The sequence below is a fragment of the Acinetobacter corruptisaponis genome, from assembly GCF_030053775.1.
Taxonomy (GTDB): domain Bacteria; phylum Pseudomonadota; class Gammaproteobacteria; order Pseudomonadales; family Moraxellaceae; genus Acinetobacter; species Acinetobacter corruptisaponis.
The window spans coordinates 1,204,232-1,228,774 of sequence record NZ_CP125669.1; the positions used below are offsets into that span (position 1 = coordinate 1,204,232).

14 protein-coding genes are annotated in these 24,543 nt (G+C 40.9%); 7 read left to right on the top strand and 7 right to left on the bottom strand.

Translation table 11 applies throughout. The features are described from left to right. Position 1: 1 nt before the first annotated feature. Entirely contained in the window at positions 2 to 1,216 is a 1,215-nt protein-coding gene (locus tag QLH32_RS06125) for a tetratricopeptide repeat protein (RefSeq protein ID WP_283268670.1), read from the bottom strand. A 229-nt stretch (positions 1,217 to 1,445) separates the two neighbouring features. Between QLH32_RS06125 and QLH32_RS06130 the strand changes: the two genes are divergently transcribed. Both QLH32_RS06130 and QLH32_RS06135 read left to right on the top strand, forming a co-directional pair. Next, a complete protein-coding gene (locus QLH32_RS06130) occupies positions 1,446 to 2,147 on the top strand; it encodes a VIT1/CCC1 transporter family protein (RefSeq protein WP_283268671.1) in 702 nt (233 codons plus the stop codon). Between the two features lie 118 nt (positions 2,148 to 2,265). Beyond that, positions 2,266 to 3,309, top strand: a complete 1,044-nt coding sequence (locus tag QLH32_RS06135) for an NAD(P)H-dependent flavin oxidoreductase (protein WP_283269295.1) — start codon at positions 2,266 to 2,268, stop codon at positions 3,307 to 3,309. Between the two features lie 60 nt (positions 3,310 to 3,369). On the opposite strand, the gene QLH32_RS06140 is transcribed toward QLH32_RS06135, so the two are convergent. From QLH32_RS06140 to QLH32_RS06155, 4 genes are all read right to left on the bottom strand, one after another. Then, positions 3,370 to 14,718, bottom strand: a complete 11,349-nt coding sequence (locus tag QLH32_RS06140) for an ESPR-type extended signal peptide-containing protein (RefSeq protein WP_283268672.1) — start codon at positions 14,716 to 14,718, stop codon at positions 3,370 to 3,372. Between the two features lie 186 nt (positions 14,719 to 14,904). Continuing rightward, complete coding sequence (locus tag QLH32_RS06145) at positions 14,905 to 15,330, bottom strand: hypothetical protein (protein WP_283268673.1); 426 nt, start codon at positions 15,328 to 15,330, stop codon at positions 14,905 to 14,907. 142 nt (positions 15,331 to 15,472) lie between these two features. Then, positions 15,473 to 16,342: an IS982 family transposase gene (locus QLH32_RS06150; RefSeq protein ID WP_283266581.1), complete on the bottom strand. Its 870-nt coding sequence runs from the start codon at positions 16,340 to 16,342 to the stop codon at positions 15,473 to 15,475. 168 nt (positions 16,343 to 16,510) lie between these two features. Then, positions 16,511 to 16,909, bottom strand: coding sequence for a hypothetical protein (locus tag QLH32_RS06155; protein WP_279959296.1), 399 nt, complete (start codon positions 16,907 to 16,909; stop codon positions 16,511 to 16,513). A 392-nt stretch (positions 16,910 to 17,301) separates the two neighbouring features. On the opposite strand from QLH32_RS06155, the gene QLH32_RS06160 reads away from it, so the two are divergent. Then, positions 17,302 to 18,021 (top strand): response regulator, encoded by a 720-nt coding sequence (locus tag QLH32_RS06160; protein ID WP_283268675.1) that lies wholly within the window; start codon positions 17,302 to 17,304, stop codon positions 18,019 to 18,021. 104 nt (positions 18,022 to 18,125) lie between these two features. Then, entirely contained in the window at positions 18,126 to 19,871 is a 1,746-nt protein-coding gene (locus QLH32_RS06165; RefSeq protein ID WP_349307088.1) for a sensor histidine kinase, read from the top strand. A 51-nt stretch (positions 19,872 to 19,922) separates the two neighbouring features. On the opposite strand, the gene ppk1 is transcribed toward QLH32_RS06165, so the two are convergent. Together ppk1 and mtgA are read right to left on the bottom strand one after the other, a co-directional pair. Beyond that, on the bottom strand, positions 19,923 to 22,001 hold the full coding sequence (gene ppk1 / locus QLH32_RS06170; RefSeq protein WP_283268678.1) for a polyphosphate kinase 1: 2,079 nt from the start codon (positions 21,999 to 22,001) through the stop codon (positions 19,923 to 19,925). A 124-nt stretch (positions 22,002 to 22,125) separates the two neighbouring features. Then, entirely contained in the window at positions 22,126 to 22,800 is a 675-nt protein-coding gene (mtgA, locus tag QLH32_RS06175) for a monofunctional biosynthetic peptidoglycan transglycosylase (protein WP_283268680.1), read from the bottom strand. A 124-nt stretch (positions 22,801 to 22,924) separates the two neighbouring features. On the opposite strand from mtgA, the gene QLH32_RS06180 reads away from it, so the two are divergent. The 3 genes from QLH32_RS06180 (at position 22,925) to QLH32_RS06190 (ending at position 24,519) form a co-directional block, all read left to right on the top strand. Then, on the top strand, positions 22,925 to 23,749 hold the full coding sequence (locus QLH32_RS06180) for a rhomboid family intramembrane serine protease (RefSeq protein ID WP_283269297.1): 825 nt from the start codon (positions 22,925 to 22,927) through the stop codon (positions 23,747 to 23,749). Positions 23,750 to 23,834: 85 nt separating this feature from the next. Beyond that, on the top strand, positions 23,835 to 24,212 hold the full coding sequence (locus tag QLH32_RS06185; RefSeq protein WP_004681411.1) for a type II toxin-antitoxin system RelE/ParE family toxin: 378 nt from the start codon (positions 23,835 to 23,837) through the stop codon (positions 24,210 to 24,212). Further along, positions 24,199 to 24,519: a helix-turn-helix domain-containing protein gene (locus QLH32_RS06190; RefSeq protein ID WP_004674780.1), complete on the top strand. Its 321-nt coding sequence runs from the start codon at positions 24,199 to 24,201 to the stop codon at positions 24,517 to 24,519. Before QLH32_RS06185 ends, QLH32_RS06190 begins: the two co-directional genes overlap by 14 nt. The last annotated feature ends 24 nt before the right edge of the window (positions 24,520 to 24,543 follow it).

Sequence of the window (24,543 nt, forward strand, 5' to 3'; positions counted from 1 at the left end):
CTTAGAAATCCTTATAAAACACCAGTTCAGTACGCGTATTGTTATAACTATCCTTACCATCATCCAGACCACCATTAAAATAGTGTCCATATAGACGTTCTACACGCAACTTGACTGGAGCATAGTTAAATGGTTGCCATGCGATGCCCGCACCATATTCAAATAAATTGTTGTAATTTTCATTTTTGGAGTCAGCCAAGGCATGCAGTTTGCCATAGGCCTGCACCGTACCTGTTTCACCACGGTACACATTAAAGCCTGAACGCAATCTCAGGTCAGCAATCACGTTATAGTCTTCACGGGAATAACTGGCAACATTGCCATACAGGTCGGTAAAATAATCATTCCAAACATTACTCTGCTCCATTGGGGGATTGGCATACCATTCCTGATAGCCTGCAAGACCACCCACCACGCTTTCACGGAATTTATCCCGATTACGGTCAATCAGGTCATAGCTCCCACCAACTTCCAAATATGCCCGAATGGGTAGTGTTTCCCAAGGTTGGTAATTGGCTCCCACACCCACCGTAACCGCATTCTCATCAATAATTTCTGGACGTACCCCACCCTTTGATTTTGTGTCACGGTTCAGGTTTAAAAACCCATAAACCTGTGCCCGACCATTATCCAGATTTCTTCCATAGCGCATTTTTAATGGAAAAATAAAGTCGTCATAACGGGACTCATAGGATGGCGCAAAATAAATATCCTTAAAGATTGGCTTCACCACTGCACCACTCAGGTTTTGTACAGCCTGCTGGGATTTAGCCGCAATTTCCGCATCTGAGGAGCTGGATAGATTTTTGAAAATCTCCAATGCCTCCTGATTTCTTTTTTGTTGATTAAGTAGATAAGCTTCCTGTAGCTTAAGCTGATCGTCCTGCGGTGCAAGCTGTTCAGCCTTGCGGACGCTCTGAATCGCCTCATTTTGCTTGTTCAAACGAATCTGCAAATAGGTCAGGCTTTTCCAGACCTTTATGTCCTGTGGAGTCAGTTGCCCAAGTTCAATCAGGATTTTTTCAGCGTTTTCTGGCTGGCTCTGTTCAATTTTATAGAACTGATCCCAACGATCATAAATGGGATTGCCTGGTTTATAGGCGGCATCACCCTCTTTAACAAAATCAGGTTCAGCACTCATCGCCTGCTGGGCTGAGAAAGCGAGGGCCAAGATCAAGAATGAATGATGAATACGCTTTTTTTTCAAGTTTTTCATCTAATATCTCAACTAAAAATAGCAACAGGGTGAGTTATAAAAAATCGATTTAATCTAAATAAAAGTGTTAAACCATTCACATATTATAACGAAGTCACCGTTATCGTATCGTTAAAATAAGTTATTTTATAGCTAAGTTAAGTGGATGAATCATTGATAAAATTTTCATAAAAATGATTTTTCATAATGGACTTGAGACTTGTTTCATTATTTTTATAAGAGCCGAATTATGTCTTTTTCCCATCATGCAGAACCTCATGTCATACAACGTTCAGGCTGGTTACGTGCCGCTGTGCTTGGTGCAAATGATGGCATCATCTCTGTGACCAGTTTGATTATGGGCATGGCTGCCAGTGGCGCCAGTGCACATACCTTGTTAATTACCTGTATTGCAGGGCTGATCTCTGGGGCAACCTCAATGGCTGCTGGAGAATATATTTCAGTTAAGTCGCAGGAGGATATTGAAAAGTCAGACCTGCGTTTTGAGGCCAGAGAACTTGAAAAGAATCCCCATGCGGAACTTGGTGAACTCACTCAGATTTATATTTCACGTGGCTTAAACCCTGAACTGGCGCATGAAGTTGCCAAACAGTTGACTGAACATGATGCGCTGGGTGCACATGCCCGAGATGAAATTGGCATCCATGAAAATACCGCCGCCAATCCTGTTCAGGCAGCACTTTCTTCTGCCGCCTCCTTTTCATGCGGTGCTGTACTCCCCATGCTGGCTATCCTGCTCAGTCCAGACACTTTTATTGCCCATGCCGTTTTGGTGACAGGCATTATTTCACTGGGGTTGTTAGGCGCACTTTCCAGCTATTTTGCACATACCTCAATGCTAAAAGGCAGTTTGCGCATTATGTTATGGGGCATTTTAGCCATGGCTTTCTCAAGCTGGGTGGGATCTTTATTTAATGTCTCAACCATTTAAAACCATTATTTTTTCAGGAATAAATATTATGTATATTCAATAATTAAATACTGGTTATTATTTGCAAGCGTTTTTGTTTTTGCGTTATGGTGACTAAAAGCAAAGTGAGAATATAATGATGTCAATCCTAGAATTACTAGAAATAAAACACCCTATTTTTCTTGCACCTATGGCAGGTGTATCAACGCCTGAACTGGCCGCTGAAGTTTCCAACCAAGGCGCGTTTGGTTCTTTAGGACTAGGGGCAAATACACCAGAAACGGCAAAAGCTGAGATTTTAAAAACACAGGCACTTACGGATAAACCCTTTCAGGTCAATTTCTTTTGTCACCAACCTGAACAGCTTGATGAACAAAAAGCCCAACAATGGATTGAATATATACGACCGCAATTTGCCAAGTTTGGTGCCGAACCACCGACTGAATTGCACTGCATTTATCCAAGCTTTTTAGACAATGATGATTTTTTAAATGTGGTGCTGGAAACAAATCCCAAAGCTGTGAGTTTTCATTTTGGTATTCCCCATCCTCACCAGATTCAGGCACTCAAAGATGCAGGGATTGTCACCATGGTTTCTGCTACCAACCTGATTGAGGCACAACAGATTGAGGTGGCAGGAATCGACATTATTATTGCACAGGGTATTGAGGCTGGTGGACACCGTGGTATTTTTAACAAGCACTTTGATGCAGCGATTCGAACCAGTCATTTGGTTCAGTTGATTAGCAGACACTGCAAATGTCCAGTGGTGGCTGCTGGTGGAATCATGAATGGTGACCAGGCCAAATTGATGTTTAAGCAAGGTGCCTCCGCCGCGCAACTGGGAACCGCATTTGTGCAGTGCAGAAGCTCAAATGCCAACGCAGCTTATCGTAAGACATTATTCAGCCAAAATATTACCCAGCTCAGCGCCAGTTTATCAGGTCGTCCAGCCCGCGGACTGCTGGGCACATGGCACACCCAGATTGATGCCCCTAATCGTCCAGAATTACCTGAGTATCCATATACCTATGACTTAACCAAACAATTGATCAGTGTTGCCAGTCAGCACAATGATCCTAGTTATGGTGCATTTTGGGCTGGCATGAATGTAGGACAAATTCGGGAACTGGAAGCAGCCGACCTGATTAATCAACTGGTTTTGGAAATAAAAACCAATTAAAACGTTTTAATTAAAAAAACCCGTTCAATTGAACGGGTTTTCCACTTTATGCTTTAAATTTTACCAACCAAAACCAACGCCTACACCACCAGAACTCTCTTCCTTGGTAAATGCGCCACCAATGGTGAGTGAGGTATTATCATTAATGATCCGTTGATAACCAATGGAAACTGCCTGTTCCTGCCCTTGGAAGCCCGCACCAACCCCCACACGATTTTGTCCTTTGACGCTGGCGGCACTACTTGACATATTCATCATCGCGGCAGTCATTGCACCTTGGCGGTTAAAACGTTCATCCACTTTCTGGAAGCGCTGTTCTGTTTCCATACGATAGTCATTAAACGCACTGTTTAAGGCATTTACACGCTCATTGGTATAACTATTGGTCGATTTTTCTGCTGCTTTTAGCTGTTGATAGTTGACTGCATCGGTATCTTCAACGGCATCCGCCACATGGATGATTTGGCGTTCTTTGCCTTTTGCCCCGACTGATACCGTGTTGTCACGGTCCGATGCAGAATCATTACCCAATACCACTGCATTTTTGGCTTGAGTATCGACATTATTGCCCAGCACAAAGGTATCATCACCCGTGACTTTATTGTCATTACCCACAACATAACTACCGTTTCCAGATACCGTGTTTGGATCACCAAAGGCACCAGAACCATTACCTGAAACCTGATTACCCACACCTACAGCAGTTGAGCGATTACCTGTCACTACGGTATTTGCTCCAATCGCAACCGAGTTTTCACCTGTTGCTGAAGCCGCTTGGGCATCAGTCACCCCATTCACCTGAACAAACTGGTTACTGGCTGTAAGTTGAGTTTGCACATCTGCGATTTTGCTATCTGTATAACCATTTGCAGTAGAAAGTACCGATGCAGTTTGCTGATCGGTATAATCTTTTGCACCACTTAAAGAAGATGCCGCTTTTTGATCTGCATAGCTTTTTGCATCATTAAGTGCAGATGCAGTTTGTTGATCAGTATAGGCTTTGCCATCGGCAGCTTTCTGGTCAGCATAATTTTTCGCATTGTTTAAAGTCAATGCAGTTTGCTGATCTGTGTAGGCTTTACCATCAGCAGCTTTTTGGTCTGTATAGCTTTTTGCATCATTTAAGGTTGAGGTGGTTTTCTGATCGGTATAACCTTTTGCATTATTTAATGCAGTGGTTGTTTGTTGATCTGCATAATTTTTTGCATCATTCAAATTAGATACAGCTTGCTGGTCTGTATGTGTTTTTAAATCTAATACAGAGGTTTTAATTGCACCTAATTGTTGATCAACTGCAATAAATGCATCACTTACTGTATTTTTAGCTTTTCCTTGGATACTAAAAGCTGGATTTGTAAATACGCCATTGTTCCATGCTGCACCTCCACCTAATGCCTGAACCAACGCAGTATTAGTCGTATCAACACGTGTATTTAAGTTAGCCACTTCATTACCAATTCGAGTATCTACACCGTCAATACGTGTGTTAATGGTGTTGGCACTATTGGTAATTGCTGTATTTAAATTACCAACTTCCGTTGTCACTCGATCATTCAATGTTGTGACATTGGTATTGGTCGCATGTAACTGTTTACCTGTCACCGCATCTTTAGAGTTTGCATCTAATGTTGCGTCTCGCAGACCAGTGAGTTTCGTGCCATTTGTACCTGCCAATGTAACCGTATCTTTTGTTGCATTGTCATAAATGACTGCATTGGCTGAAATACCACCTAAACCATTTTGTAAGGCTGCAATGTCATTTGTATTGGTGGTGACTCGTCCATCAATTCCTGAAATAGTCGTATTTAACGTGTTAACTTCATTATTAATACGTGTATTTAAAGTTCCAACTTCTGTACCAATCTTGGTATTGAGAGTTGTAACTTCATTACCAATTCGGGTATCCACACCATCAATACGTGAATTAATGGTGTTGACACTATTGGTAATGGCTGTATTTAGGTTACCCACTTCGGTGGTTACTCGTGTATCCAAATTACTGACATTGGTATTGGTTGCATGTAACTGTTTACCTGTCACCGCATCTTTAGAGTTTGCGTCTAAAGTGGCATCTTGTAGACCTGTAAGTTTCGTGCCATTTGTACCTACCAAAGTAACCGTATCTTTGCTTGCTGAATCATACACAACTGCATTCGCTGAAATACCACCTAAACCATTTTGTAAGGCTGCAATGTCGTTGGTATTGGTGGTGACTCGTCCATCAATTCCTGAAATAGTCGTATTTAACGTGTTAACTTCATTATTAATACGAGTATTTAAAGTTGTGACTTCATTACCAATTCGAGTATCAACACCATCAACACGTGTATCTAAACCATCTAAACGATTTTTATTGGTGGTAATTTTGCCATCCAAAGCTGTAACCTCATTTCCAACTCGAGTATCCAATGCTGCAACTGTCGTATCCACACCATCAATACGGGTATTAATAGTATTGGCACTATTGGTAATCGCTGTATTTAAATTACCTACTTCCGTTGTCACTCGTCCGTCTAAAGTACCAATCGCTGTCGCATTTTGTCCAATAGCCGTTGTATTCGCTGTGATTTTTCCATCCAGAGTTGCAGCCTGCTGATCTGCATAACCTTTTGCGGTGGTTAAAGCCGTTGCTGCGGTTTGGTCTGTGTAGGTTTTTGCACTGGTTAAAGACGATGCAGTTTCCTGATCGGTATAAGCTTTGGCATCGGTTAGCGTATTAGTCAAACCTGTGGTTAATGCAGTATTCAGGTTACTCACTTCGGTGGTTACCCGTGTATCTAAATTGCTGACATTAGTATTGGTTGCATGTAACTGCTTACCCGTCACCGCATCTTTAGAGTTTGCGTCTAATGTTGCATCTTGTAGACCTGTGAGCTTCGTGCCATTTGCACCTGCCAAAGTAATTGTGTCTTTGTTTGCTGAATCATACACAACTGCATTGGCTGAAATGCCACCTAAACCATTTTGTAAGGCTGCAATGTCATTGGTATTGGTGGTGACTCGTCCATCAATTCCTGAAATAGTCGTATTTAACGTGTTAACTTCATTATTAATACGTGTATTTAAAGTTCCAACTTCTGTACCAATCCGATTATTTAAAGTCGTAACCTCATTTCCAACTCGGGTATCCAATGCTGCAACTGTAGTATCTACACCATCAATACGGGTATTAATCGTATTCACATTCGTGGTAATTGCCGTATTTAAATTGCCAACCTCAGTTGTTACACGTCCATCCAAAGTGCTAATCGCTGTCGCATTTTGTCCAATAGCCGTTGTGTTGGCTGTGATTTTTCCATCCAAAGTTGCAGCCTGCTGGTCTGCATAGGTTTTTGCAGAAGTTAAAGCCGTTGTTGCGGTTTGGTCGGTATAAGTTTTTGCACTACTTAAAGTCGTCGTCGCTGTCTGGTCAGTATAAGCTTTCGCATTGGTTAAGGTCGATGCAGTTTGCTGATCGGTGTAAGTTTTTGCATCGGTTAGCGTATTGGACAAACCTGTGGTTAATGCAGTATTCAGGTTACTAACTTCGGTGGTTACTCGTGTATCCAAATTGCTGACACTGGTATTGGTCGCATGTAACTGCTTACCTGTCACTGCATCTTTAGAGCTTGCATCCAAAGTAGCATCTTGCAGATTGGTAATTTTCGTACCGTTTGCACCTGCCAAAGTAATTGTGTCTTTGTTTGCTGAATCATACACAACTGCATTGGCTGAAATACCACCTAAACCACTTTGTAAAGCTGCAATGTCGTTGGTATTGGTCGTGACTCGTCCATCTAATGCAGTAATGGTATTTTTATTGGTCGTAATCTTACCGTCTAAAGCTGTTACTTCATTACCAATTCGAGTATCTACGCCATCAATACGATTATTAATCGTATTTACGTTAGTTGTAATTGCCGTATTTAAATTACCTACTTCGGTTGTTACTCGTCCATCCAAAGTACCAATCGCTGTCGCATTTTGTCCAATAGCCGTTGTGTTGGCTGTGATTTTTCCATCCAAAGTTGCAGCTTGTTGGTCTGCATAAGTTTTTGCAGATGTTAAAGCCGTTGCTGCGGTTTGGTCTGTGTAGGTTTTTGCACTGGTTAAAGTCGATGCCGTTTCCTGATCAGTATAAGTTTTTGCATCTGCCAGTGTGCTAGATAAACCTGTGGTTAATGCAGTATTCAGGTTACTAACTTCGGTGGTTACTCGTGTATCCAAATTGCTGACATTAGTATTGGTTGCATGTAACTGTTTACCTGTCACTGCATCTTTAGAATTTGCGTCTAATGTTGCATCTTGCAGACCTGTCAGTTTTGTACCGCCCTGACCTGCCAATGTAACCGTATCTTTGCTTGCTGAATCATAGATCACTGCATTTGCTGCAAGATTGCCTGTATTGGTTTTTAATAGTGCAATGTCATTGGTGTTGGTGGTGACTCGTCCATCAATGCCTGCAACTGTAGTATCTACGCCATCAATACGGTTATTAATCGTATTTACGTTAGTTGTAATTGCCGTATTTAAGTTACCAACCTCAGTTGTTACACGTCCATCCAAAGTACCAATCGCTGTCGCATTTTGTCCAATAGCCGTTGTATTGGTTGTGATTTTCCCATCCAAAGTTGCAGCCTGCTGATCTGCATAACCTTTTGCGGTGGTTAAAGCCGTTCTTGCGGTTTGGTCTGTGTAGGTTTTTGCACTGGTTAAGGTCGATGCAGTTTCCTGATCGGTATAAGCTTTAGCATCTGTTAACGTATTGGACAAACCTGTGGTTAATGCAGTATTCAGGTTACTCACTTCGGTGGTTACCCGTGTATCTAAATTGCTGACATTAGTATTGGTTGCATGTAACTGCTTACCCGTCACCGCATCTTTAGAGTTTGCGTCTAATGTTGCATCTTGTAGACCTGTGAGCTTCGTGCCATTTGCACCTGCCAAAGTAATTGTGTCTTTGTTTGCTGAATCATACACAACTGCATTGGCTGAAATGCCACCTAAACCATTTTGTAAGGCTGCAATGTCATTGGTATTGGTGGTGACTCGTCCATCAATTCCTGAAATAGTCGTATTTAACGTGTTAACTTCATTATTAATACGTGTATTTAAAGTTCCAACTTCTGTACCAATCCGATTATTTAAAGTCGTAACCTCATTTCCAACTCGGGTATCCAATGCTGCAACTGTAGTATCTACACCATCAATACGGGTATTAATCGTATTCACATTCGTGGTAATTGCCGTATTTAAATTGCCAACCTCAGTTGTTACACGTCCATCCAAAGTGCTAATCGCTGTCGCATTTTGTCCAATAGCCGTTGTGTTGGCTGTGATTTTTCCATCCAAAGTTGCAGCCTGCTGGTCTGCATAGGTTTTTGCAGAAGTTAAAGCCGTTGTTGCGGTTTGGTCGGTATAAGTTTTTGCACTACTTAAAGTCGTCGTCGCTGTCTGGTCAGTATAAGCTTTCGCATTGGTTAAGGTCGATGCAGTTTGCTGATCGGTGTAAGTTTTTGCATCGGTTAGCGTATTGGACAAACCTGTGGTTAATGCAGTATTCAGGTTACTAACTTCGGTGGTTACTCGTGTATCCAAATTGCTGACACTGGTATTGGTCGCATGTAACTGCTTACCTGTCACTGCATCTTTAGAGTTTGCGTCTAATGTTGCATCTTGTAGACCTGTGAGCTTCGTGCCATTTACACCTTTTAAAGTCACCTTATCTTTAGTGGCAGTATCATAAACAACCGCATTATTTTGTAATGCTACAATCTCACTGGTATTGTTCATTACCCGAGTATCAATGTTTGAAATAGTTGTATTTAAGGCTGCTACTTCACCTGTAATACGGTTATTCAGTGTTCCAACTTCTTGACCAATTCGGGTATCTACGCCATTAATACGTGTGTTGAGCGTACCAACCTCTGTACCAATTTTACCCTCTAAAGTTGCAACTTCTGTTGTCACTCGACTATTTAAGCTGCCAATCGCATTAGTGGCGTTGGTTAAACCCGTTTCAGTCGCATCAACTCGTCCATTTAATGAACTAATGGCATTACTGTTTGTAGTAATTCGATTATCTAAACCAGTAATTGCAGTATTGGCATTGCTCAATCCTGTTTCAGTATTACCAATACGTGTATCCAAACCGCTAATATTACTATTTGCAATATTTAGATCAGTTTGTAAATTACCAATCAGACCATTGGTCGCAGTTAAATTATTATTTAAGGCGGTAATTGCCCCCTCTGCGGTGCCTACTCGTCCGTCTAGGCCAGTAATGGCATTGCTATTGGTCGTCACTCGTCCATCAATGGCTGCAACAGTCGTATCTACCCCATCAATACGGGTGTTAATGGTATTGGCAGTGGTTGTAATCTTACCATCTAAGGTTGTAGCTTGTTGATCGGTATAGGTTTTTGCATCTGCCAATGTGCTAGATAAACCTGTAGTTAATGCAGTTTGATCTGCCTTTAATGCTAATCCTGTATCTGCATAAGTTTTTGCATCTGCCAATGTGCTAGATAAGCCTGTAGTTAATGCAGTTTGATCTGCCTTTAATGCCAGTCCTGTGTCTGCATAGGTTTTTGCATCTGCCAATGTGCTAGACAAACCTGTGGTTAATGCAGTTTGATCTGCCTTTAATGCCAATCCTGTGTCTGCATAGGTTTTTGCGTCTGCCAATGTGCTAGATAAGCCTGTAGTTAATGCAGTTTGATCTGCTTTTAATGCTAAACCATCCGTTAAAGCCGTATTCGTCGCATGTAACTGTTTACCTGTCACCGCATCTTTAGAGTTTGCGTCTAAAGTAGCATCTTGCAGATTGGTGATTTTTGTACCGCCTGTACCTGCAAGGGTTAAGGTCGCCTTGTTCGAACCTGTGTCGTATAAAACGGTATCGGCATTGCCTGTAAAGTTGAGTAATGCGTTGTCTACATAACCTTTATTGGCTGCATCTTTCGCATTCACGGCATCTGCGACATTGGTAATGCGTTTTTCCGCACCTACACGACCAACTGAAATTGTATTGGCTTCATCGGCTAAAGAGTCATAACCGATAGCTGTTGCCCGATTCGCTGTAGCAATACTTCCTACACCAAATACGCTACTTTCATCCGCTAAAGCAAGGTTTCCACCCCAACCTAAATGTTGTAAAAAGGCTTGTTGTTCTGTTACAGTGACGGCTTTACCATTCACATGGGTAATAGAACTTGTTGTTGTACCTGTGGCAGTGACAGCAATGCCATTGACCGAAGTCAGTGTTCCTGACGATGTATCAAGAGATTGAAGTCTGCCAGCTATGTTACGTGTACCTACGGCAACACTGGAGTCGTTTTTGGCATAGTTATCCATTCCCAATGCACTGCTAAACTGACCCCATGCAATATTATAATTACCCAATGCACTGCTCAAACCACCCGATGCTTTATTCAAATAACCGACTGCGCTGCTAGCATTACCCGATGCAGTATTATTAAAACCCAATGCACTGCTAGAATCACCCGATGCTTCATTACTACGACCAACTGCACTGCTATTCACACCCGATGCTTTATTGCTATAACCGACTGCACTGCTATAATGACCTGATGCTTTATTATTATAACCCATCGCACTGCTACCAGCACCCGATGCAATATTTGCTACGCCCATCGCACTACTGCTTGATCCAACGGCTATATTTCCGCCTTTTTTAGCTGCGTTAATAAAGTCTACTACTTTGGCTGGGTCGGTTATTGTGACACCATTGGCTGTAAATGAGTCAATATGATCTAGACTTGTACCCGCTGTCGCTGGGTCAGTAGTCACTGTAATGTCACCCACTGCAGTAATTTTTCCTGATGTGGTTGTTATGGCATGCGATATATTTCTCGCTGAACCTAAAGCCGTGTCGGTTGAAGCACGAGCGTAGTTATCGGTGGCGACTGTGCCGCCTGAAACGCCTGCAATCGCTGTATCAAGTTGTTGTTTATTGACTGCATCGGTCGCTTTGGTTGCATCGGCGACATTGGTAATACGTTTTTCTTCACCGACACGACCCACTGAAACGGTATTTTCTTCATCGGCTAATGAGTCATAACCAATGGCTGTGGCTTTTTTGGCTGTCGCTTTACTCCCCACACCAAAGACACTGCTTAAATCTGCTTGTGCCAAGTTACCAAAACCGACCGCAGCCGATGCAATGCCATCTGTACGGTTAAAGCTACCGATTGCCGATGAGTTCTTGCCTACACTGTTATTTAAATTACCAATGGCATTACTATCATCACCATTCGCTGCGTTCTGCGTTAAAGCAAAATTTTGTTTAAGTTGGTCAAAGACTTGACCTGATGTATAGGTTTCACCTGCCACAGTGATTTGACTAATATCATTCGTAGAACCAGATGATGAAACAACATCTATACCATTTACATTTACAAGTGTACCAATAAACTTCTTGATAGTACCTGTACCGACTGCATTGCTAGCACTACCCGATGCAATATTTCCTACGCCCATCGCACTGCTAGAATCACCCGATGCAGTATTATAATTACCCAATGCACTGCTACCCAAACTCCATGCTTTATTGCTATTACCGATTGCACTGCTATTTAAATTCGATGCTTCATTTTTATAACCAACCGCACTGCTATTAGTACCTGATGCTTTATTGTTATGACCGACTGCGCTGCTATAATTATTTGATGCAGTATTCCCATTACCCAATGCACTGCTGTCAGCACCCCATGCTCTATTGCCATTACCGATTGCACTACTACGCTCACCCGATGCAATACTTCTCACTCCAACGGCGAGTGAATCAACACCTGTCGCCCCCTCACCATTTTCGTTAGAACCGACACCTGTTACGGTAGAGTTCACACCAAAGTATTTGGTTTTACTGTCTTTGAGTTGTTTAAGGTTGACTGCATCAGTATCGGCTGTCCCTGCTTTAACATTGGTAATTTGTTTTTCTGCGCCTGCTTTACCAACGGAAATAGTATCTGCTCGGTCAGCCACTGAATTTAGACCAATGGCGGTTGCTCCTGTTGCCACTGCTTTACTATTAGTCCCAAACACGCTACTGAAGTCAGCCAATGCAAGGTTTCCGCCCTGATTAAAACTCTTCACAATATCAGCCGCCTGTGCAGCAGTTACGGCTTGACCATTCACTTTGGTCAGTAAGGATGGATCGTCTTTTAAAGTTGACCAATCTGCTGCTGTGGTTTCAATCACAACACCGTCCAAGGTTGTTACACTGCCTACAGTGGTCATGCTTGGTGTATAGCTTGGCGTTAAATTAAGTTTATCTGGGTTATAGAAACCGCCATAGCTTGCCAATCCTGAACCTACTGCTGCGGTCTTTTGTCCCATAGCAGTATTACCTGTTCCAAGTGCATTGCTATAAATACCTCCTGAAACCAAATTATTCAACCCTATCGCATTTGACCCTAGGGTTTGTACAGTATTTGCCGTACCCAGTGCTGAACCAGTATTGCTGCTCACTGTATTACTATAACCTATGGCATTTGTCCCCCAACTCCAACCATGAACAGTATTGCCAACGCCCATTGCAGTATTATAATATTGACCTTGGTTTTTATTATGAGAACCAAAGGCATTATTTCCTTGACCAGACATATTACTAGATACAGTATTACTATAACCCACCGCATTACCATAAGCATTTGTACTTGATACAGTATTTTCCGAACCCATCGCACTGCTACCCATACTCAATGCTTGATTCTTATGACCAAAGGCATTACTGGTACGACCTACTGCAATGTTCCCTGTACCTACCGCACTGCTATAATCACCAATCGCAATATTTCCGCCTTTTTTAGCTGCATTGATAAACGCCGCAACTTTGTCTGGGTCGGCTGCTTTGGTTATCGTGACGCCATTGGCGGCTGTAAAGGAGTCAATATCATCCATATTCAGACTGGTTGAAGTTACGGTGATCCCTGCCACACTGGTCAGGGTTGTACCATTGTTCGTACTGCTATGTGCTGCACCTGCTGCTGAACCTAAAGCCATGTCGGCTGAAGTACGAGCGTAGTTGTCGGTGGCGACTGTTCCTCCTGAAATCGTGGCAATGGTATTATTGAGTGCTGTGACTTCGGCATCCAGTTGTCCTTTATTGACCGCATCGGTGGCTAGTGTGCCTGCTGCGACATGGGTAATTTGTTTTTCTGCATCTACTTTACCCACTGAAATGCTTTTATCTCGATCAGTTTCAGAGTTATTACCAATCGCTGTTGCACCTGTATGCGTAGCTTTACTGTTACTACCAAATACGCTGCTAGTAAAACCCGATGCTTCGTTTTCATAACCGACTGCACTGCTATTAGAACCCGATGCGGTATTTTGATAACCGACCGCACTGCTCGCATGACCCGATGCTTTATTGCTATTACCTAATGCACTGCCGCCTAAGCCCGATGCCATATTGTCAAAACCGACTGCACTACTATAATAACCCGATGCAGTATTGCCCGCACCAAATGCACTACTATTATAACCCGATGCGGTATTTTGAGAACCGACTGCACTGCTATTCCAATTCGATGCGGTATTGTCAAAGCCGACTGCACTGCTAGAAAGACCCGATGCAGCATTCTTAGAACCCACCGCATTAGCACCCTTGCCTATCGCAAGATTTGCTCCGCTCCATAGTGCAGCTTTAAAATCATCCACTTTTGTTGCATCTGTGACCGTTTCACCATTGGCAATAAATGAGGTAATGTCATTAATATTGGTTGTACCGCCATCGGTCTCCACCTCAATACCAGCGACTGTAATTTTTCCTGTACTATCTTTGCTTAATGTGTACGCAGAACCACTCGCTGAACCTAACGCACTGCTATATTGACCCGATGCGGCATTACTAACCCCCACTGCACTGCTCGCATAACCCGATGCAGTATTGCGAAAACCAACTGCACTACTATCCGTACCCGATGCTTTATTTTTATTACCAACTGCACTGCTATACTCACCCGATGCTTTATTTTCATTACCAACTGCACTGCTCCTCCAATTTGATGCTTTATTGTCAGAACCTAATGCACTGCTAACCCAACCCGATGCTTCATTTTTATAGCCGACTGCACTGCTATTCGAACCCGATGCGATATTATCACGACCACAAGCAAAAGCGGACGACCCTTCTGCTGTGCTGCTTAAACTGCCATCACAAACATTCCCCGCCCAAACATGACTTCCTGTAATTGTTGCAATGCTGAGTACCAAACTTTTGAATACAAATGGTTTAAAGACAAGAACCTCGTTTTTGCCTTGTTCATCATGATGAACTTTGCTTAGGCTATTTACTTGCGTCCCTGTGGTGTTGTCAGTCTTGCCTGCACTTTTGGCATTCTCCGAAACCACAACCATACGCCCCAGAGATTTATTCCAAATTTTCTTAAAGATGTGGTTCATATCTGTACCTGTAATTTTTAAACATTTGGTACAATTACAAAACATTACATACGGGGTTGTATATCACTGAAAACTGGTATTTTGACGAGTGGAGATGAGTTTTAAATAAAAATAGCATTTGGTAGATGCTATAAATATATTAGTAAATATCATAATAATCAGGTTTTAAACCATATTTATTTCTGTTTACCCTGAAACATAAACAATCACTTCATAATAAGGAACTTCCTTAAAACCTCTAAATTGTTCATTTACATCGGGCATATTTCTACTAATCAGTAGCATGGGTTCAGTGTGCATGATGTCAGGAAATGCAGTCGTTGTTTCAATATATATTTTTTGTCGTCCATGTTTAAGCTTTTCCTGAATTAAATCAATTTCTTTGCCATCATAAATATTGGCATAAAAGACTCTATCAAAGCCAAGCCTCTTTTGCCGTACCAAATTAAACTGTAGCGGTGGACACCCCTCTGGCAAAATAATTTTGAATTTTAATTTTCCATTTTTAGGTATATTCCAATACTTAAAATTAGAAGAACAACGCTTCTTTTTTCCCGCATAAGGAATATAAGAAGCAGTTATACGCTCCATCACCCGAAATTGACCTGACATTAATCCCCCCAAATATGTAGATTTATGAAAAAGTTTTATAAAGAAATGAAAAAGATTAAAATATATCTGTAGTGAACTGTCTATCACTGAAAACTGGTATTTTGGTAAAAAGAAATAATTTTTATATTAACCCGAATCTTGTTTAAGCCGATATTTCCATAATACGAATCATCGGCTTGTTTTGATGACATATTTGATAAGCACATAAAGATGCATAAATACCAGCTAAATAGCCTGCAACACTTCTCGCTCTAGTCGTCACTAGATTGTACGCCCCCTTCAGCAAACTGAATAAAGTTTCTATTTTATTGCGTTGTTTCAGATGGTATTCATCTGCTTTTGATAACTGTATAGATTTCATGTTCTTTCGGTGATAGGTAATTAAATCAATATCTTGTACTCTTAATTTACTCTTTAATTCATGACTAATATAGCCACGATCAGCATACAATTTAGCAGTCATTCCTTTGACTAACTGTTCAACCATTTTTATATCTGCTGTATGCCCATTTGATAAAGCTGTGCTGAGTATTTCACCTGACTGATTCATAAGTACATGCAACTTACAACCAAAGAACCAACCCATAGAACTTTTACCACGAGTTGCAATTGCTGCTAGCGATTTATGTCTTTTTATTCGCTGATTTTTACAGACAGCCAATGTCGTTGAATCGATCCATAAATAAGAACTTTGCTGATCTTTCATCAGGGCGAAATGTAAGGCATGTAAAGCCAGTTGATGAGTATTGATCAGGTAAATCATACGTTGGTAACAAGGCAGGCTTTTGAATAAATGAAGATAGTTATGTCTCAGTGCCGTAAAGAATGCTTTAAAGTTATTGAAATGTGAATGTTTATACCAAATTGCAATAAAGACAATTTCAGAAATACTGAGCTGTGCAGGGCGAATTCTTAGGCATTTAAGATTTTGCTTTAAGAATTTCCAGTAAACTGATTCAAATTTTAGAAAGAAATCATCAATTATACAGAATAATTGGGTACTATCGAACATAAGGACTAGAGTCGTAAGTTTTGTGTGGTAACTAACTGATGGCTCTAGTCCTTCTCTTTTTCAAGTCTATGGCTTATCCGTGATTCAGGTTATATTAAAATTTCCCGTCAAAACAATAAAAGATAAATTAAAATTATAGAAATTATTTATATTAATTAAATTTAATACTTAATGTTCAATATATACAATAATTTCATATTGTAAGATTTCCCTGAATTCCCTAAGTTTATTTTTTTCCTGCAACATCATATAACTAATCTTATGAAATGGATTAACTGTTTCAACATATACCTTTCGCTTTCCTTGCCTCATTTTTTTATCATTTAGGTCAATTTCCTTACCATCCCAAAGATCTTCATAAAGCACCTGATCAGAACCAACAATTCTTTCCTGCCTTAAGTTAAAATGTGGCAACGAACATCCATCAGGTACAACAATCTTAAATTTTAATTTACCTGCCTTAGGTAAATTCCAGTTTTTAAAATTTAAAGAACAACGATTTTGCTGCCCCAAATAAGGTTTATAACAAACCATGATACGATCCATGATTCTCAACTGATCAGACATTGTATTTTCCCCTAAAATGCCAATATATTGATCTGCAATCCTGTAGAAATAATATAGAACTTCCATTCTTTACTTATTACTACCCCAGTATTAAGTAATCCTTAAAAATAGCTTTTTAATTGAGCCATCTTTATAAAATCCTTTTAAATCTTAATTATTTATATCTTTCCCAACCACACAATAAAGAAAGAATAATTTAACGAATCCCAAATAACTTCGTCTATCACTGAAAACTGGTATTTTTACTAAATGGTAATTAATTTTGAACAAAGATTATATAGGCAATCACTGAAAATTTTATGGGAAATAAATGCGCTCAAAATGACAAATTTTGTCAAAATAAAACCCAAAATACCAAATTACAGTGATAGCCAAAACCCTGTATTCTGCCTATGCTAGAAACTGGGAATCACTTTTTAAGTCTTATTATGGTTCATGTATCTCAAACTGAGTTGATCTTGCCTGTACCTGTCTTTATTCTGGAAGACGATGCAATCATGCAACAGCGTTTAAAAAGAATACTGTTAGAAATTGGCTATGCAGAAGACGCCCTTATTTTTGCCCAGACCTTATCTCTGGCAATAGATATGCTTAAACAGTACCCGATTTCCTTTTCATTGGTTGACCTCGGTTTACCCGATGGCAATGGTATTGATTTTATAGAAAACTTAAGACAGACCGATGAGGTCTCACCTGTTTTGGTCATCTCGGCATGGAGTACACAGGAAACTATTTTAAAAGCGATACAGGCGGGTGCAACGGGTTATCTTTTAAAAGAACGGGATGATTTCGAAATCATGTTATCAATTCGTAGTATATTACGTGGTGGAGCACCCATTGACCCATTTATTGCCCAACAAATTTTGTCAAAAATTCCATTTGAACAAAAAGTAAAAGATGTGGCGACGGTAGAACAAAATAATTTACTCTCAACTCGGGAATTTGAAATTCTACAACTGGTTGCTCAGGGAATGACCAACCGAGAAATCGCAGATTTTCTTCATTTATCAAAATATACCATCGAATGTCATATCAAACATATTTACCGAAAACTTTCGGTCAGCAGCAGGTCAAAAGCCATCAATACCGCACGTTCATTAGGTATTTTATAAAATTCCTATGCTTATGCTGGCTGGTTGTTCTGGCGCAAACTGCCTTTGCAAAATATTCTACATCTGAGCAAACCAATTGCACTGCAAACATTCAGTCAATCCAAATGGCAAAAGCCACTGGGCAAGATGGTATTCAACGTCCTGAAACAGATTGGCAAAATGTAAAATTGCCTGATCAATGGGATAAGCGTAAGTTCTACTATACGGGCAGTACATGGTACAAAATCGTGTGGGATTATCAGTGTCCAACCACAACAAAAACCCCAATCACCATTGTGATTAGCTATATCAATATGGCAGGGCAGATTTTTATTAATGATGACTTATTATGGCAAGATCAGTCTTTGGTTGAACCGCTTTCCCGTAGCTGGAATATGCCACGCTACTGGAATTTGCCCGTATCCAGCCTAAAACAGGGCGAAAATATTCTCTGGGTACGTGTAGTCGGTGTAAAGAGTCAAAATTCAGGTTTGGGTCAAGTATTTCTGGGCAACGCAACACAAATGATACCGATATTTCAAACTTACTGGAATCAGCAACGTGTGTTGATGTTTTTAAATTTAATCACTTCACTCACTTTAGGTGTGATTGCTTTCCTCGTATGGATTTTTCATCGTAAAGACCAACTTTTTGGCTGGTTTACCTTAGCAACGCTCATGTGGAGCATGGTGATGTTTAATACCATTATGCTAGAAGCACCTTTCGGTTTAACCACATTACAAATCGCTCGTATCAGTATTATCTGCTTTTTTGCTTATAGCCTATTTTCCTGTTTTTACGCATGGCGTTTGGCACAACGCAAATTTCCACGTTTAGAAAAAATTTTATTGTTGATGCTATTCATTGCGATTGGCATGGCAATGCTGTTACCTGATACCGCGCTATACAATTTTATCTCGGGTACTTTTTTCCTTGGCCTATTGGTTCTATTAATAAATTTTATCAGTTATCAATGGATTGCCTATCGTTCCAAATTATTGGAAGCTTATTTACTGGCATTTGTATTTCTCTTTTTTATTATCGTGAGTATTCATGATGTGTTGTTTTTAATAAAAGGGATAGGTCGTTTCATGTTAATGCCTTATACCGCACCTTTAACCACATTATTAATTGCGATTATTTTGGCATTACGTTTAGCAAAAAATATGCGTCGAATTGAGCAATTCAATAAAACTTTAGAAAACAGTGTGATTCAAGCCAGAGATGAATTAGCAATTTCACTCAATACCCAACATCAGCTTGAACTGGACAATGCAAAACTACAGGAACGTTTACAACTTGCCCATGATTTACATGACGGTTTGGGTGGTTCCCTCGTCCGTTCAATGGTCACAGTCGATCAAAGTCAGGCCAATCTCAGCAATCAACAGTTTTTATCCATGCTCAAAATATTAAGGGATGACTTGCGGCAGGTCATTGACAGTGGTTCAAGTACAGGTGCCAAAGTACCCGATACGCCAATTTTATGGGGAGCGCCCTTAAGGCATCGTTTTATGCAATTGTTTGATGAACTGGACGTCACAACAAAATGGTCTTTTCCTGAATCATGGCAAAAACAGCCAACTCCACTGGTGTGTTTAACATTGCTTCGGGTCGCAGAAGAAGCCCTGACCAATATCCTGAAACATAGTCAGGCAACATCGGTAAAATGCGCCCTGTTTTTCTCCAATGGGCAACTGGTACTGGACATTGAAGACAATGGTATTGGCTTTGATGTAGAAGCGGTTAAGAATGCAGGAATGAGTGTTGGGCTAAGAAGTATGCAAACACGCCTAGAACGGCTGGGTGGACATCTTACGGTTCAATCCGAGGCTGGAAGAACCTGTTTAAAGGCCTGCTTGCCTGTTTAATTGCAGAATGTTCCAGCACACCAAAATGGTATGCTGGAACGACACTATCCATTATTTAATTGCATCCAGCAAAGTCTGCTGTGCATTATGGGGTTCTTCACCAGCGGCAGGTTTGGCTCGTTCCCACACACCATCACCCTGTAACAACCATGCCTGTTGATTATCCTTGAGATAATTAAGTAAACCAAGTTGATAAATACGTTTTTTCGATGCTGGGTCTTCAATTGGGAAACATGCCTCAACACGATTAAACAGGTTGCGATCCATCCAGTCTGCACTTGAGCAATAAATACGTGGATTGCCATTATTGCTAAAGTAATAAACACGAGTGTGTTCAAGGAAACGACCAACAATCGAACGCACTCGAATATTTTCAGACAGATTTGGCAAGCCTGGACGTAGACAACAGATTGAGCGAATAATCAGGTCAATCTGCACCCCTGCCTGAGAGGCTTCATACAGTTTATTGATCAGTTGAACTTCGGTTAAGGCATTGACCTTGACAATAATTTGCGCAGATTTCCCTGCTTTGGCATTGGCAATTTCTTCATCAATATAATTGATCAATTGTGCATGCAAGGTAAAGGGTGCATGGAGAAGCTTTTTAGGCTTCGCCATTTTGCCCATTCCCGTGAGTTCCTGAAAAATACGGTGTACATCTTCGCAAATGTCTTTATCTGTGGTCATCAAACCATAATCGGTATAAATACGCGCATTGGTGGCATGGTAGTTCCCTGTTCCCAAATGTACATAACGCACCAGCTTGTTGTTTTCACGGCGCACCACCAGAATCATTTTGGCATGGGTTTTATAACCGACAATGCCGTAAACCACGACAGCCCCTGCCTCTTGCAGCACATTGGCCACTTCAATATTGGATTCTTCATCAAAACGGGCACGCAACTCAATGACTGCGGTCACCTCTTTGCCATTACGAGCTGCTTCGGCCAGAACCTGTACAATTTCCGAGTCCGCCCCACTACGGTACAACGTTTGTTTAATTGCCAATACTTGTGGATCACGCGCAGCTTCACGCAACAGTTGAATCACAGGTGCAAATGATTCAAACGGATGATGCAGCAAAATATCCTGTTTCTGCATTGCAGAGAAAATGCTTTCAGTCTTCTTAAATACTTTTGGAATCACAGGGGTATGTGAGTCATAACGCAAGTGTGGGCGTTTAAAATTGGAAAGCAAACGTGCCAGATTAACAGGGCCATCGACTCGATACAGTTGTTCTTCATTCAGATCGAACTCATCCAGCAAATATTCATAAATATGTTTTGGACAGTTATGTGTGACTTCCAGACGTACCGCACGACCAAAACGGCGTGAACTTAATTCGCCTTTTAAGGCTTTTGCTAGATCTTCGACATCTTCGTTTAATGCCAAGTCTGCATTACGGGTGACGCGGAATTGGTAACATCCCGTTGCAGTCATGCCAGGGAACAGGTCAGACACATGCTCATGGATGATTGCGGACAACATCACATGATGCTCTTTACCACCTGTCAATTCATCAGGTAAACGCACCACACGCGGTAAAGAACGTGGTGCAGGCACAACCGCCAAGTCAATCTGACGGCCAAAGGCATCCTTACCCTCTAGTGTCACGATAAAGTTCAGGCTTTTATTAACCAAACGTGGGAATGGATGTGCAGGATCAAGGCTGATTGGTGTTAAAACAGGTGCGACCTGTTCCTGAAAATACTTTTTAATCCATGCCGACTGTGCAGGAGTTAATTCACCACGGCGTAAGAAACAAATATCTTCCTCACGTAACTTCGGCAGGATTTGTTCATTCAGGATACGGTATTGACGTTCAATGGCAGCATGTGCAGTTTTAGAAATCTGATCAAGCACCTGTTTCGGTGTTAAACCATCTGGACTACGGCTTTCATTGCCCAGCGTCAATTGTTCCATCATTCCTGCAACACGAATTTCAAAAAACTCATCAAGGTTACGGGAAAAAATCAACAAGAAATTCATCCGCTCCAATAATGGATGAAGTGGATCGACTGCCTGTTCCAAAACGCGCAGATGGAAATCGAGAATCGAAAGTTCACGATTAATATAGCGGTCATTATAGCTGTATTCTATTGGGGTCGTTGGAGCCACTGCCGTATTCATACCAAACCTTGTTGATTTATCATTGATCAAGACATGGTTTAAGTATGCTGCAAAATTATTTCAATTTGGTAAAAAAGCCCAAAAATATTGGGCTTTTTTCACTTAATTACACTTCGAGATGGGCTTACTCTGGAATTTGTGTTGCATTCATATATTTCAGGATACTTCTTTTACGGTACTGAAGTTTTCGGTCATCCCGATGGTCCTGATAATATTTTGGATTCGGTAATAAAGCCGCGAGAAAAGCAGCCTGTTCACGGGTCAGGCTTTTTGAACTTTTACCATAATAAAATTGTGCTGCCGCCTCAACCCCATAGATATTCTGGCCGAACTCCACTGAGTTCATATACACTTCAAGAATACGACGTTTTGACCACATCCGCTCCATCATCCAGGTCGCCACAACTTCCTGTCCTTTTCGAATAAAGGAACGCTTATTGTAGAGAAACAGGTTCTTTGACAGTTGCTGTGAAATGGTGGAGCCACCCGCTACAATTTTGCCCTTTTCATTGTTTCGTTCCAAGGCATCCTGAATACCCTCAATGTCAAAGCCATGATGATGGATAAACTTGGCATCCTCAGCCGCTAAAATCGCATGCTTAAAATTATCGCTAATATCATCATAATCACGCCATTGCTGCTTGATTGGCTTAAAGTCAGTCAGATAATCCCAACGCATAAACATGGTGGTTTCAACAGGATGGGTACGCCACCACACCAGACTGCTAAAAATCCAGAGCTGGATTAACAACACCAGACCAATAATCACCATGATCGCGCGGACTAAAAAGGCTTTCATTAACGTGCATCACTCCTTTGGGCATCTGTTCTGCAAAATATCAACAAACTGCGTAAATATCGTTGATATTTTGTAGAACATTTTCATGCTAAGCTATTTTTACATCAATCACTTGCTTAAACCTATGACTGAAATGACACCACCACAGATCAATAATCAAAAATTACAGATACAGGCATGGTGGTTTACTGGGGTACTGATTGCAGTCAATGTCGGATTATTTGGCTGGCAAATTGTTTCAGGGGTGAATATTACCGACCCAGCGCCTGTGGATGCAATTGCCTGGGGTGCAGATTTTACCCCACTTACATTTCTTGGGCAGCCTGAACGTTTATTTACCAGCATGTTTTTTCATTTTGGTTTGATTCACCTGATGCTGAATATGTGGGCACTGTACATTTTTGGCAGCGTGGCAGAACAGTTGTTTGGTCGAATGTATTATATCGGAATGTATGTGCTGGCTGGTTTGATGGGCAGTGTGCTTTCCAGTTATCTCAGCATTCGTGATGGCTATGAATTATTACAACATTTTGATCGCCTTGCGGGACTACAATCGTCCCTCATTCCTCATATCAGTGCAGGCGCGTCTGGAGCAGTGATGGGACTGGGTGCAGCACTCACTGTTATTTCACTGTTTCCACCTTTGCCCCAGCAACGTTTTTGGCTGGATAAAAAATCCTTATTGATGGTGATGGCAATTAACCTTGTGTTTGGTTTTACCGCGGCAGGGATTAATAATGCAGCACATATTGGCGGCATGATCATGGGTGCTTTACTGGCAGCTATATGGTTCTTGGGTGAAAAAATACAGAAACCCGCTTTGGTTCAAATGTTTGCCTTAGTGGTAGGTACTTTATTACTGGCTGCTTTTTATGGCTATTGCACTGAATTAAGTACAGAGCTTGATCCATTATGGAATGAGATTTTAAGGCAGAATCAGTTGAATTAATTGTGATTATTTATATAGATGGCAGGTTGCCATCTGCCCCTGCAACATCTCCATGATGATATAACTATTGCATACTTACCCATAGATGTATAAAATTTTATACATGACTCAACCACAACCTGAAAAGCCCATTTACTGGATTGGATCATCTTTAGATGATTTAAAAGAATTTCCAGCCGACGTGAAAAAACATTTTGGTTTTGAACTTCACGCAATTCAGCATGGCACTGAACCTGCTCAATGGAAACCTATTCCCAATTGGGGCACAGGAGTCATTGAACTTAAATATAAAGATTCATCTGGCGCATATCGAGTTGTATACGTTGCAAAATTCAGACATGCAATTTACATACTCCATTCTTTTCAGAAAAAAACACAACAAACAGCCAAACCAGATGTTGAGATTATCAAAGCACGTTATAAAGAAATTGCGTTATTGGAGGAACAATATGAGCAAGATTGATACACAAATTCGTCATATCACTCAACCAACAGACAATATTTTTGCAGATTTAGGCTTAGAAGATGCTGGAAATTTAAAAAAAGAAGCAGATGCTTTAGCCAATGCAAAATTAGCTTTAACCAGAGTCGTTGCTGATTGGGTACAAGAAAATCATTTCAAGCAAGAAGAAGCTGCTGAAATATTAGGTGTTAGTCGTCCTCGCTTATCTGATGCAATCAATGCAAAAATATCGAAATTTACATTAGATGCGTTAGTCACAATGGTTTCTAAAACAGGACACTCAATTACTATTAGCATCACAAATTAAGGGATTCTTGGAATCCCTCATTTT

Excerpts from the sequence above, each read along its gene's own strand:
- QLH32_RS06125 (WP_283268670.1), bottom strand. The coding sequence starts at position 1,216 with ATGAAAAACTTGAAAAAAAAGCGTATTCATCATTCATTCTTGATCTTG.
- ppk1 (WP_283268678.1), bottom strand. The coding sequence starts at position 22,001 with ATGAATACGGCAGTGGCTCCAACGACCCCAATAGAATACAGCTATAAT.
- QLH32_RS06185 (WP_004681411.1), top strand. The coding sequence starts at position 23,835 with ATGTATAAAATTTTATACATGACTCAACCACAACCTGAAAAGCCCATT.
- mtgA (WP_283268680.1), bottom strand. The coding sequence starts at position 22,800 with ATGAAAGCCTTTTTAGTCCGCGCGATCATGGTGATTATTGGTCTGGTG.
- QLH32_RS06190 (WP_004674780.1), top strand. The coding sequence starts at position 24,199 with ATGAGCAAGATTGATACACAAATTCGTCATATCACTCAACCAACAGAC.
- QLH32_RS06180 (WP_283269297.1), top strand. The coding sequence starts at position 22,925 with ATGACTGAAATGACACCACCACAGATCAATAATCAAAAATTACAGATA.
- QLH32_RS06150 (WP_283266581.1), bottom strand. The coding sequence starts at position 16,342 with ATGTTCGATAGTACCCAATTATTCTGTATAATTGATGATTTCTTTCTA.
- QLH32_RS06145 (WP_283268673.1), bottom strand. The coding sequence starts at position 15,330 with ATGTCAGGTCAATTTCGGGTGATGGAGCGTATAACTGCTTCTTATATT.
- QLH32_RS06135 (WP_283269295.1), top strand. The coding sequence starts at position 2,266 with ATGTCAATCCTAGAATTACTAGAAATAAAACACCCTATTTTTCTTGCA.
- QLH32_RS06165 (WP_349307088.1), top strand. The coding sequence starts at position 18,126 with ATGGCAAAAGCCACTGGGCAAGATGGTATTCAACGTCCTGAAACAGAT.
- QLH32_RS06160 (WP_283268675.1), top strand. The coding sequence starts at position 17,302 with ATGCTAGAAACTGGGAATCACTTTTTAAGTCTTATTATGGTTCATGTA.
- QLH32_RS06155 (WP_279959296.1), bottom strand. The coding sequence starts at position 16,909 with ATGTCTGATCAGTTGAGAATCATGGATCGTATCATGGTTTGTTATAAA.
- QLH32_RS06130 (WP_283268671.1), top strand. The coding sequence starts at position 1,446 with ATGTCTTTTTCCCATCATGCAGAACCTCATGTCATACAACGTTCAGGC.
- QLH32_RS06140 (WP_283268672.1), bottom strand. The coding sequence starts at position 14,718 with ATGAACCACATCTTTAAGAAAATTTGGAATAAATCTCTGGGGCGTATG.